This window comes from Paracandidimonas soli (genome assembly GCF_004342005.1).
GTDB lineage: Bacteria > Pseudomonadota > Gammaproteobacteria > Burkholderiales > Burkholderiaceae_B > Paracandidimonas > Paracandidimonas soli.
The window spans coordinates 25,281-37,001 of sequence record NZ_SMBX01000002.1; the positions used below are offsets into that span (position 1 = coordinate 25,281).

Below are 11,721 nucleotides of genomic sequence, written 5' to 3' on the forward strand. Positions count from 1 at the left end.
TAAACTATGCGGCATCATTGCATAAGCATGCAGTCTTAGCCAAGGAGATCGCTGTGGGAACCCAGGTCAAAGCCATTCAAATCAAGCAGCACGGTGGTCCGGAAGTCCTCGAACTGGTCGAGGTGACGGTACCCGCCCCGCAGGAAAACGAAGTCACCATCCGCCAGAAGGCGCTGGGCCTGAACTTCATCGATACGTATTTCAGGACGGGCCTGTACAAGCACGATCTGCCGCATGGCCTGGGTTTCGAAGGCGCGGGCATTGTCGAGGCCGTGGGCTCCGGCGTCAAGCACCTGAAGGTGGGAGACCGCGTCGCCTATGGCCAGAGTCCGATCGGCGCGTATGCGGAAGCCCGCAACATGCCGGTTAACCAGCTCGTCAAGCTGCCCAAGCAGATCAGTTTCGAAGAGGCCGCGGGCGCCATGCTCAAGGGCCTGACGGCGCAATACCTGCTGCGTCAGACCTACCGCCTGCAGGGCGGCGAGACCATCCTGTTCCACGCCGCGGCCGGCGGTGTCGGCCTGATCGCCTGCCAATGGGCCAAGGCCCTGGGCGTCAAGCTCATAGGCACGGTGTCCAGCCCCGAAAAGGCCGCACTCGCCAAGGCGCACGGCGCATGGGAAACCATCGACTACACCAGGGAAGACGTGGCGGCGCGCGTGCTGGAACTGACCAATGGCGCAAAAGTGCCTGTCGTCTATGACGGCGTGGGCAAGAGCACCTGGCTGGCCTCGCTGGATTCGCTGCAGCCGCGCGGCCTGATGGTCAGCTTCGGCAATGCCTCCGGCCCCGTCGAAGGCGTGAACCTTGGCATCCTGGCGGCCAAGGGCTCGCTGTATGTCACGCGCCCCACGCTGGCGGCGCACGTCAATACGCGCGAAAAGCTGCAGGCGGCGGCCGATGAGCTGTTCGACATGATCAAGAAGAAGAAAATCCGCATCAACATCGGCCAGCGTTATCGGCTCGAAGACGTCGCCCAGGCGCATATCGACCTGGAAAGCCGCAAGACGACTGGAGCGACTATTTTGACGCTGGATTGATCTTCGCAACAGGCGGCGACCGGCCCTAGAGTCCCTGATTGTGATTCCGGTGCTCTAGGGTCTTTGCATGGCGGGATGTGGAGAGACGGCTTGAATGCTTGCGCTTCGGCCAACTGTCAGCGTGACCGCAGCGCGGCCAGCGCCACCAGCAGCCAGGACACGATGAAGGCGCTGCCGCCGATTGGAGTGACGGCGCCCAGCCAGTGAACGCCGCTCAACACCAGCACATACAGGCTACCGCTGAACAGCACGATGCCGATCAGCATCAGCCATGCGGCGGCGGGCAGCAGCCTGGAGGAAAAGCGCGGCAGCAGCGCCGCGATGGCCAGCAGCCCCAGGCCATGCACCAACTGATAGAGCACGGCCGTCTGCCAGACCGCCACCATTTCCGGACTTGCCACGCGGCGCAGCGCATGCGCGCCAAACGCGCCGGTTCCGACGGCGATCATCAGCGCAAGGGCGCCGACAGCGGCGATACGACGCTCGTTCATCGAGACTCCTTTATGATTCCGGCAGTGATTTCTCTTCGCATGCGGACGGCGGAAACGGCACAGAAGGCCGAGTTTTTGTTACTTTAGCACTTGCCGCGATTTGGGCGCGGCCATTGCCTGAACATGGAAGAAGAATGAACCGGAAGCGGTGGCGATCGTATGCGTGGGCGGCCGGCCTGGTGCTGGTGTCCGGACTTGCCGGCATGCTGAATGCGCGGCAGGAGGCCGGCGCACCGGCGGCCGACAGCCAGGGCGCCTATACGCTGGCGGGCGAGGTCGTGCGCGTGGCCGATGGCGATACCTTCACGCTGCTGTCCGGAAAACGCCAGGAGCGCGTGCGCCTGGCCAGCATCGATGCTCCCGAAACCACGCACTCGCGAGAGCAGCCGGGCCAGCCGTTCGCCAATGCTTCGCGCGAGGCGCTGTCGGATCTGATCGCCGGTAAAAAGCTCAGCCTGCGCTGCTTCGAGCAGGATCGCTTCGAGCGCCATATCTGCGATGTGCCGCTGCCCGACGGGGGCACGGCGAACCAGCGCCTGGTCGCCAGCGGCATGGCATGGGCCAACCGCGAGGGCAAGGGAAAATTCCTGCGCGATCCCACCATCGGCGGGCTTGAACGGCAGGCGCGCGACCAGCGCCTTGGACTGTGGCGCGATCGCGATCCTGTCGCGCCCTGGGTCTGGCGCTACGAATGCTGGAGGCAAACGCGTTGCTGAATCCGATGCGTCCGTCTCGCTACTGCAAGGGAATCGCCGCGTTCGCTTCCCGCTTGCGCCGCAGCCTTCGGCGTTTCGCAGGCGCGGCCTTTTTTGCTGCCGGGCCGCTCCCTAGGCAAAAAGCGCCCCCTCGGGGGGCAGCAAGCCGAAGGCGCAGCGTGGGGGTATTTTTTGCGGCGCTTCTTGCAGGTTGCACGCAGGAGCCCGTCAACAGCCCCTACGCGCTCGGCGAACTCCAGGAAAACACGCTTTACACCGCCTTCGCCGAGAGCTCGCCCAAGACACTGGATCCGGCCGGCTCTTATTCGGCGGATGAGACGCCGTTCACCTATTCCATCTACGAACCGCTGTTCCGCTACTCCTACCTGGCGCGTCCCTACCGCCTGGAGGCGGGAACGGCCGTGTCCCTGGTCGAGCCGCGCTATTACGATGCGCAGGGCGGGGAATTGCCGGAGGACGCCCCGGGCGACGAGGTCGCCGTCAGCGTCTACGACATCGCCATCAAGCCAGGCATACGGTTCCAGCCCCATCCCGCGTTTGCGCAGCGCGGGGATGGCAGCTATGTCTATTGGCCGATGACGCCGGAGCAACTGGCGGGGCTCGAGCGGATCGCGGACTTTGATGCCCTGGGCAGCCGGGAGCTGACCGCGCACGATTATGTCTATGCGTTTCGCCGGCTGGCCAGCCCCCGGGTGTTTTCTCCGGTCTACGGTCTGATGGCGGAGCATGTCGTCGGCATGCGCGCGTACGGAGAGAGTCTGAGGGCGCTGGACGCCGACGGGCCTGGAAAGGGGCGGGAATGGCTGGATCTGCGCGAGCATGGCTTCGAGGGCGTGGAAGCGCTGGACGATCACACGCTCAGGATACGGGTCATCGGCAAGTATCCGCAGTTCCGCTACTGGCTGGCCATGACGTTCACCGCCCCCATCCCGTGGGAGGCCGAGCGTTTCTATCTGCAGCCCGGCATGGCGGAGCGGGGCTTCGCCATGGAGACATGGCCGGTGGGAACCGGCGCCTATATGCTGGAAGAGTCGTTGCGCAATCGCCGGCACGTCCTGGTGCGCAATCCGAATTACCGCAACGAGCCCTATCCCTGCGAAGGAGAAGAGCGGGACCGTGCGGCGGGGTGGCTGGACGATTGCGGCAAGCCCACGCCGTTCATCGATCGTGTCGTCATGACGCTGGAAAAGGAAGGCGTGCCGCTGATGGGCAAGTTCCTGCAGGGCTATTACGACATCCCCGAGATCAGCCGCAGCGATTACGGCGTCGCCATGCGCGTGGCCGCCGACGACTCTCCGGAAAAGGCGTCGCTCTATAACGAGCGCGGCATCCAGCTGGTGAACACGACGGAGGCGCAGGTATTCTACCTGGGCTTCAACTGGAAGGATCCGGTCGTGGGGCAGGGCGATAGCCCGGAGCAACAGGAAAAGAATCGCAAGCTGCGGCGCGCCCTGAGCATTGCGTTCGACTGGGAACAGTACGTCACCATCTTCCGCAACGAGCAGGCCGAGGTCGCGCACGGGCCGGTGCCGCCCGGCGTGCTGGGCTACCAGCCTCCGGACGAAAACCCCAATCCTTTCCTGTACGACGTGGAGAACGGCAGGCCGGTACGCAAGCCGCTGGACGAGGCGCGCCGGCTGCTGCGCGAAGCCGGCTATCCGGATGGCCGCAATGCGCAAACCGGGGCGCCCCTGATCCTGTATTTTGACGCGACCGGCGGCATGGGCTCCAGTCCCATGCTGGACTGGATGCGCCGCCAGATGGCCGCGCTGAACGTGCAGCTGGAAGTGCGGGCCACCGATTGGAACCGCTTCCAGGACAAGATGCGCAACGGCACGGCGCAGATGTTCATCATGGGCTGGGTGGCGGACTATCCCGATCCCGAAAACTTCCTGTTCCTGCTGTACGGGCCGCACTCCAAGGCGGACAAGGGTGGAGAGAACGCAACGAACTACCGCAACGCTGAATACGACAGGCTGTTCGAGCAGATGCGCTATCAGGACGACGGGCCGGAAAAGGCGGAAACCGTGGACCGCATGGTGCGCATCGTCCAGGAGGATGCGCCGTGGATGTTCGGCTTCTATCCCATGGCGGGCGGCGCCTTCCAGGCTTGGGTCCACAATGCCAAGCCCAGCCTGATGGTGCGCGACATGCTGCGCTACTACCGCCTGGATCCCGAGGCGCGGGCCGCCAGCGTCAGGCGATGGAATGCGCCGTCATGGTGGCCGCTGCCGTTGCTGATCGGCGTGCTGGCCGTGGTTGTTGCCGCAGGCGCATGGCTGGTGCGCAGGCGCGAGTCGCGCCCGGCGCTGCCTGGCGGCGACAAAAAGGGAGGCGGGCCATCATGATGCGCTATATTCTCCGGCGCCTGCTGTACGGCGTGCTGGTCCTGATCGGCGTGAACCTGCTGACGTTCGTGCTGTTCTTCGCCGTGAACACGCCGGACGACATGGCGCGCCTGGCCATCGGCGGGCAGCGCGTCAGCCAGGAGGCCATCGACAACTGGAAGCGCGAGCGCGGATACGACAAGCCGCTCTGGTACAACGCGCAGGCGCAGGGCGCGCAGAAGTTGACCGATACCGTGTTCTACGCGCGTTCGGTGCCTCTGCTGGTCATGGATTTCGGATTCTCCGATGGCGGACACTCCATCAGCCGCGAGATACGCAACCGCATGGGCCCCAGCCTGGCGCTGGCCCTGCCTACCTTCATCCTGGGGCTGGGCGTATGCGTGGCATTCGCGCTGGGCATGGTGTTCTTCCGGGGGACGGCGCTGGATTTCGCCGGCGTGGTGCTGTGCGTGATCCTTCTGTCCATTTCCGGACTGTTCTACATCATTGCCGGGCAATGGCTGTTCGCCAAGGTGCTCAACTGGGTTCCGTATTCCGGCTATATCGAGGGCTGGGGCAGCCTGCGCTTCCTGTTCGTGCCCGTCCTGGTGGGCATAATCTCGCGCATGGGCGGCGAGTCGCGTTTCTACCGCACGCTGTTCCTGGAGGAAATCTCGCGGGATTATGTACGCACCGCGCGGGCCAAGGGGCTGGCCGAGCGCGTCGTGCTGTTCCGCCACGTGCTGCCCAATGCCATGCTGCCCATCCTGACAGGCACCGTGTCCGCTATCCCGCTGCTGTTCATGGGTAGCCTGATCACCGAGTCCTTCTTCGGCATCCCGGGGCTGGGAAGCTATACCATCGACGCCATCAATGCGCAGGATTTCTCCATCGTCCGGGCCATGGTGTTCCTGGGCTCGACCCTGTACGTGATCGGCCTGATCCTGGCCGATATTTCCTACACGCTCGCGGATCCCCGGATCCGGTTCGAATAGGGGAGGGGAACCATGCCGGCTTTTGTTTTCCTCTGGACCGATGTCTTCCTGTACGTCATGCTGGCGGCCGTGCTGCTGTATGCGCGGCATGCGCGCCGGCTGCCGGCGCTGCGCATGGCCTGGGCCAGTGTGGCGCGTACGCCGTCGGCCATGTGCGCGGCTGTCGTGCTGGCCTTTTTCGCCTTGGTGGGACTACTGGATTCCGTGCACTATCGCCCCTTGCTGCCCGCGATGGAAGGCAGCCTGGCCAGGGTGCATTCCCCGGTGACCCGCTCCGTGCTGGACGACGTGCTGTCGGGCCTGTCCATCGGGCAGCGGGAAACGACGTACTCCGCGCCGCTGGCCGTGCGGCAGTTCACCAAGGAGACGCGGCTGATCGACGGCGAGCCTGTGCGGGACTTCCAGCGCCTCGTACATGCCGGCGCGCACCTGGCGCAGGAGTCGGATCACGGCGCGGACCTGCGGCAGCGGGCGCTGATGGCCGTCGTCTACGCCTTGCTGGCCAGCCTGCTGATGGCTGTGCTGCTCAGCCTGTGTCGTGCGGGGGGGAGAAAGGCCGCGCGGCTGGACTGGTTCAGGGGACGCACAGACAAGCCTTGGCGGGCGATATGGATTACCTTCAGCCTGCTCGGCCTGTGCATTGCGCTGGTCCTGTGCCTGGGCACGCACTACCACGTCATGGGGACGGACCGCACCGGCAACGATGTGCTGTGGATGGCCCTGAAGAGCGTGCGTACGGCGCTGGTGATCGGTTCGCTGACGACCATCGCCATGCTGCCGCCCGCGATCTTCTTCGGCATCGCCGCCGGCTATTTCCGCGGCTGGATCGACGACCTGATCCAGTACCTCTACACGACGCTGACCTCGGTGCCCGGCGTGCTGCTGATCGCGGCGTGCGTGCTGATGATGCAGGTGTATATCGATACCCATCCCGACCTGTTCGATTCCATGGCGGCGCGCGCCGACCTGCGCCTGTTCCTGCTGTGCCTGATCCTCGGATTGACCGGCTGGGCCGGACTGTGCCGCATGCTGCGCGCGGAAACCCTGAAGCTGCGCGAGCTGGACTACGTACAGGCCGCGCGCGCCTTCGGTGTTGGGCACTGGACGATCATGCGGCGGCACATCCTGCCCAATCTCATGCATATCGTGCTGATCACCATGACACTGGAATTTTCCGGACTGGTGCTGTACGAGGCCGTGCTGTCGTACCTGGGCATCGGCGTGGATCCCAGCACACCGTCGTTCGGCACCATGATCGATGCGGCGCGGCTGGAAATGTCGCGCGACCCCATGATCTGGTGGAACCTGGGCGCGGCATTCGCATTCCTGCTGGCGCTGGTGCTGTCCGCCAACCTGTTCGCCGATGCTGTGCAGACGGCATTCGACCCGCGCCGCCGGCGCCTGGCCGGCAGCTTTCGCGTCGGGCGGTTCCGGCGGGGCAACAAGGAGGCGGGCGCATGAGCGGGCAGACAGACAGGGACGCACTCTTTCCCGTATCCGAAGGCCTGCCTGAAAGCAATCAGGCAGGCGCGCCGGACAAGCCTGTGCTCTGCGTGAAAAATCTTTGCGTGGACATCGCGGGCGACGACGGCACGAAGCAAGCCGTCAGCGCCTTGCAGTTGACGCTGTCGCGCGGCCAGACGTTCGCTCTGGTGGGCGAGTCGGGCTGCGGCAAAAGCATGACGGCGCTGGCGCTGCTGCGCCTGCTGCCCGAAGGCGTGTTCCTGTCGGACGGACAGGCCTTCCTGGACGGCATCGAGCTCAATGCATTGCCGGAACGGATCATGCGTCAGGTGCGCGGGGCACGGATCGGTATCATTTTCCAGGAGCCGGCCAGTTGCCTGAATCCCGTCATGACAGTGGGCAGCCAGCTGATGGAGATGCTCCGCCAGCATACGGACTTGCGGGGAAGCGCATTGCGGGAGCGCGCGCAATGGTGGCTGGACAGGGTGGGCATCCCCGACGCGGCGGCACGGCTGGAGGATTATCCCCACCAGTTCTCCGGCGGGCAGAAACAGCGCATCATGATCGCCATAGCGCTGGCCGCACGTCCCGCCGTACTGATCGCGGACGAGCCTACGACCGCACTGGACGTGACCGTGCAGGCGCAGGTGCTGGAGCTGCTGCAGGACATCCAGCGGGAGATGGGACTGGCCATCCTGCTGATCACGCATGATCTCGCCGTGGTGCGCACGGTGGCGGACCACGTCGCGCTGATGCGCCATGGCCGCATCGTCGCCACGCAGCCGGCGCGGGAGTTCTTCCAGGATCCTTCCCATCCATATGCGAGAGAACTTCTGGACGCCATCCCCACTTATGAAAAGCGCGGGCGCCCGCTCACGCCCGAGGCATCGACCCGGCTTGGGCAAGATCCCTGGAAGGCGCTTGCCCAGGCCTTGGATGGCCTGCCCGGCACGGCGCAGCCCGAGGGCGATGCTGCTGTGACGCGAGCGGCGGCCGGCAGCAGGCAGGCGGAGCCGGGCTCTGTGCTGCTGTCCGTCCGCGACCTGCACGTCTCCTATCTGCAGCCGGGGGCCTGGTGGCGTGGACGCGCTTCTGGCCGGGATGTGGTGCGCGGCGTGTCCCTGGATCTGGCGCGGGGCGAGACGCTGGCGCTGCTGGGTGAATCGGGATGCGGAAAGACGACGCTGGTCAAGGCGCTGCTGCGATTGCTGGAGCGCTCGGCAGTGGTTCGGGGCCGGGCATCGCTGGCGGGAGAAGACCTGCTGGCGGCGAAGGGCGCGGTATTGCGCCGGCTGCGGCGATCCATACAGGTCGTGTTCCAGGACCCCTATGCGTCGCTGGATCCGCGCATGACGGTCGGCGACAGCCTGGAGGAGGGCATGCGGGCGCTGCAGCCGGACTGGTCGGGGCAGCAACGCGTACAGCGCATCCGCGCGCTGCTCGACGATGTTGGCCTGCCATCCAATGCAGCCTCCCGCTACCCTCACGAGTTTTCGGGCGGACAGAGGCAGCGCGTCGCCATCGCCAGGGCGCTGGCGGTCGATCCAGCCGTCCTGGTGTGCGACGAGCCGACCTCGGCGCTGGATGTTTCTGTGCAGGCGCAGATACTTGACCTGCTGCGGCAGATCCAGCGCCAGCGGCAGGTTTCCTATTTATTCATCACGCATAATTTCGGCGTCGTGGAGTATCTGGCGGATCGCATCGCCGTCATGCACGAAGGCGTGCTGGTGGAAACGGGGGACGTCCATGCCGTCCTGCGCCAGCCGGCTTCGGATCACACTCGCCGTCTGCTCGACAGCGTGCCGCGTCTGACTTGAGACTGATATATGTCAGGCGAGGCTTGGATATGAGACGTATGCTGGATGCAATGCCTTTACAATCAAGGCATTGCGCTCATTATTGCGATTTTGCCCCCACGGTTGGATTTCATGGCTCTCAAAGTGTTCGATCTGCAGTGCGCCAACGGACATGTGTTCGAAGGCTGGTTCGCATCCCGCGACGCCTTCGAAGACCAGAAGGCGCGAGGATTGCTGAATTGCCCCGTCTGCGGCGGGCACGACATCGAACGTAAGCTGTCGGCGGCGCGCATCAACCTGGGCAAGGGCGCCGCCCAGGCGCAGACCGGCTCTGCGGCTGCCAAGTCCGGAGAAACCATTTCCGCCATGTCGGTGCCGGCCGGATCGGAGATGGCGAAGATGCAGGCCAGGCTGCTCAGGCATTTGCGCGCGGCCGTAAGGGCCACGGAAAACGTGGGAGACCGTTTCGCGGAAGAGGCCAGGCGCATTCATTCCGGCGAAAGCGAAGAACGCGCCATCCGGGGCACGGCAACCCGCAAGGAGCGCGAATCCCTGGCGGAAGACGGCATCGAGGTCGTGCCGATCCCGGACTTTCTCGACGACGACAGGATGCAGTAGCGTTTGCACTCGCGCGTTTCACGGGCTGCTCCCGTCCCGTTTTTTCGTCAGACAGTTTGTATCAAAATGCTTGCATAATAAAAAAACTGTCACTATGATGCTCCGGGCAGCAGTATTTTGCATTACCGGATTTCCATCTTTTGGCATGTCATAGACTGGACGGCATCTCGTTTCGTCACGCTCATGCCGTCAAGGACGAATATGCCGATATTCCGCATCGCGCGCGTTATCCAGTCACTTCGCCCCTTGGGCGCAGCCGGCCTTGCCATGGGCATGGCGCTTTCCATGAATAGCGCCTACGGGCAAGGCAAGCGCCTTCCGCCTGTGGCTGATCCCGATGCGTCCGCGCTTATCGGCCGAGCGGAGAACGATCTGGCCCGCGCCATCGATGCCGGCCCCGCATTCTTCGACTTGAGCCAGGGTACGCTATGTCCGCTCGACCATGGAGGCATTACTCGCGCGACTGCCGGACCTCTCGCCTACGCCAAAATGGCGCACCTTCTGGAAGCCGAGCCGCCGCCCGAAGTCTCCCGGATGGCCGTACTGTCAGGAGCCTGCCCTCAGGGCGGCATGTTCAATGGGCCGGTGGAATACATGACTGAAACGAAGGTTCGTGTCGTGTTCGACACGATAGTCGTTACCACGGAAAACAAACAGCGCTCCGCGGGCGTGTTCATCAAAGGCAATCCCGTAGGCGAACATCTTACTTCCCGCTGGACTCTGACGACCAGCTTCAATCGCCTGAGTTCCGGAGAGCTGATCGAGGTAAAAAGCGGACATCCCAAGCTTCCCTTCTATTCCGTCTACTATCAGAGCCTGGACAGCGATTCCGTGCCGGCAAGCCCTTCAGTGGATTTCTCATGGTCGGGTGGATCGCCTATAGGCGCAATGACAATCGTCAGCCGGGCGATCGGTAGCGATCGCGTCGTCAGGGACCACTATAACGACGGCAAGCTCGCCACTCGCGCCAGGTACAAGAACCATCAGCAGCATGGCTGGATAGAAAATTTCGATCCAGGCGTCATAAAAATGGGCATGGGCAAGCTGTGCTTTCAAAACGGACAAATGATCCAGGCCGTCGAGTGCCCAGACACCTGATCGCCGCGTTGCGAGCCTTGCAGCGACGCACGATCGGAGATTATCCATGCGCATTTCGAAATTCACCGTCCTGCTCCTGACCGCATCGAGTCTTGGCGCCTGCGTGACCGCCTACGACCCTTATGCCCATTACACGGCGGAAGAGCGCGCCAAGCTGGCGGCGGATCGGGAAATACGCAGCCAGCAACAGGCCAGCAGGCTTGAGCAGCTCCGGCAAGGCGACACCCTGAGCCCGGAAACGTTCGCCTACCGCTTGCGCAGCGGGGACATGTCGCCGGTCGAAGGCGTCATGAGCAGAGGCAATGACGTATTCGAAGGCCGCTGGAAAATACACGAAGACCCTTATACGCAGGCCAAGCGCTATACCTACGATAAAGGCAGCTACCAGTCCAATTTCCACTATGGCGTCGCGCAAGCCAACAACGGCTTGTACCGCGGGGATTTCCTGTATTTCCAGGATCCGCCCGTGCAAGGCGGCAGGGCGCCTTCTTCGGCCACGTTCGTCATGATCGGCTCCTTTACGCGCCACGATGGCGTGCAGGACACCGGCATCTACGTGGCGGAAAACAGCTTCTATGCCACGCCTTTGTATTTCATCAAGGCTACGCCGGCCTATCTGGAGCGCATCGAACAACGCTACCAGCGGCAAGTCGCGAACTATCGCGAAGAGCAGCTGCGCCTTGCCCGCGAAGCCCAGGCGTCCGAAAAATCGATGTTCAATTTCGGACAACTGCTGGCATTGGGCCTTGGCGGCCTCATGCTGGCTTCCGCCGATATTCCCGGCGCGGACCGCATGGAAATAGGCACGGCGCTTTTCAAGGACGTCATGAGCCAGGGGCAAACCGACGCCCTGGCCAGCCTGACCCGCGAGAAATCAGGCAGCTATGCGACTGGCGCCGCTACCGGCGCCAACCTGCGATCGGCTTCGGCTGTCTCCGCAGTCTCCGGTCGTCCTGGTGCGGCGGCAAGCACTCCGGGGCAGACGACCTCGTACAGTTTCAGCTGCCCAAGCGGCCAGTCTTCCACAGTGTCGATCAGCTACAAGACCGCCTCATGCCTGGCGGCCAAGAAAGAGATGACCCGCATCTACGCCTGCAATATGGTGAATGATTTCAGCAAGGTTCAAGGGCTCTGCAGCAGCGGCTGCGGTACGCCGCAATGCACGGACTGACAGGA

The 11,721-nt window shown here is 63.8% G+C and carries 10 protein-coding genes; 9 read left to right on the forward strand and 1 reads right to left on the reverse strand.

The annotated features are described in order from the left end of the window. Positions 1-53 precede the first annotated feature (53 nt). The gene (locus EV686_RS03830) at positions 54-1,040 is read left to right on the forward strand and encodes a quinone oxidoreductase family protein (RefSeq protein ID WP_132473747.1); all 987 of its coding nucleotides are present in this window, start codon (positions 54-56) and stop codon (positions 1,038-1,040) included. A 116-nt stretch (positions 1,041-1,156) separates the two neighbouring features. On the opposite strand, the gene EV686_RS03835 is transcribed toward EV686_RS03830, so the two are convergent. After that, complete coding sequence (locus tag EV686_RS03835; protein ID WP_132473749.1) at positions 1,157-1,531, reverse strand: DUF423 domain-containing protein; 375 nt, start codon at positions 1,529-1,531, stop codon at positions 1,157-1,159. Positions 1,532-1,665: 134 nt separating this feature from the next. Here EV686_RS03835 and EV686_RS03840 point away from each other — a divergent pair, with 134 nt between their 5' ends. From EV686_RS03840 to EV686_RS03875, 8 genes are all read left to right on the forward strand, one after another. Next, positions 1,666-2,247 carry a thermonuclease family protein gene (locus tag EV686_RS03840; protein ID WP_132473751.1) on the forward strand — a complete coding sequence of 194 codons (582 nt, stop codon included), beginning with the start codon at positions 1,666-1,668 and terminating at the stop codon, positions 2,245-2,247. Between the two features lie 158 nt (positions 2,248-2,405). Beyond that, a complete protein-coding gene (locus EV686_RS03845) occupies positions 2,406-4,595 on the forward strand; it encodes an ABC transporter substrate-binding protein (RefSeq protein WP_243650737.1) in 2,190 nt (729 codons plus the stop codon). After that, complete coding sequence (locus EV686_RS03850; RefSeq protein WP_132473753.1) at positions 4,592-5,569, forward strand: ABC transporter permease; 978 nt, start codon at positions 4,592-4,594, stop codon at positions 5,567-5,569. The genes EV686_RS03845 and EV686_RS03850 overlap by 4 nt, the downstream gene beginning before the upstream one ends. A gap of 12 nt (positions 5,570-5,581) precedes the next feature. Continuing rightward, positions 5,582-7,030, forward strand: a complete 1,449-nt coding sequence (locus EV686_RS03855) for an ABC transporter permease (RefSeq protein ID WP_132473755.1) — start codon at positions 5,582-5,584, stop codon at positions 7,028-7,030. After that, positions 7,027-8,850 (forward strand): ABC transporter ATP-binding protein, encoded by a 1,824-nt coding sequence (locus EV686_RS03860; protein ID WP_132473757.1) that lies wholly within the window; start codon positions 7,027-7,029, stop codon positions 8,848-8,850. Before EV686_RS03855 ends, EV686_RS03860 begins: the two co-directional genes overlap by 4 nt. 111 nt (positions 8,851-8,961) lie before the next feature. Then, entirely contained in the window at positions 8,962-9,447 is a 486-nt protein-coding gene (locus EV686_RS03865; protein WP_132473759.1) for a DUF1178 family protein, read from the forward strand. Between the two features lie 285 nt (positions 9,448-9,732). Then, entirely contained in the window at positions 9,733-10,545 is an 813-nt protein-coding gene (locus EV686_RS03870; RefSeq protein WP_132473761.1) for a hypothetical protein, read from the forward strand. Positions 10,546-10,591: 46 nt separating this feature from the next. After that, a complete protein-coding gene (locus EV686_RS03875) occupies positions 10,592-11,716 on the forward strand; it encodes a hypothetical protein (RefSeq protein WP_132473763.1) in 1,125 nt (374 codons plus the stop codon). Positions 11,717-11,721 lie beyond the last annotated feature (5 nt).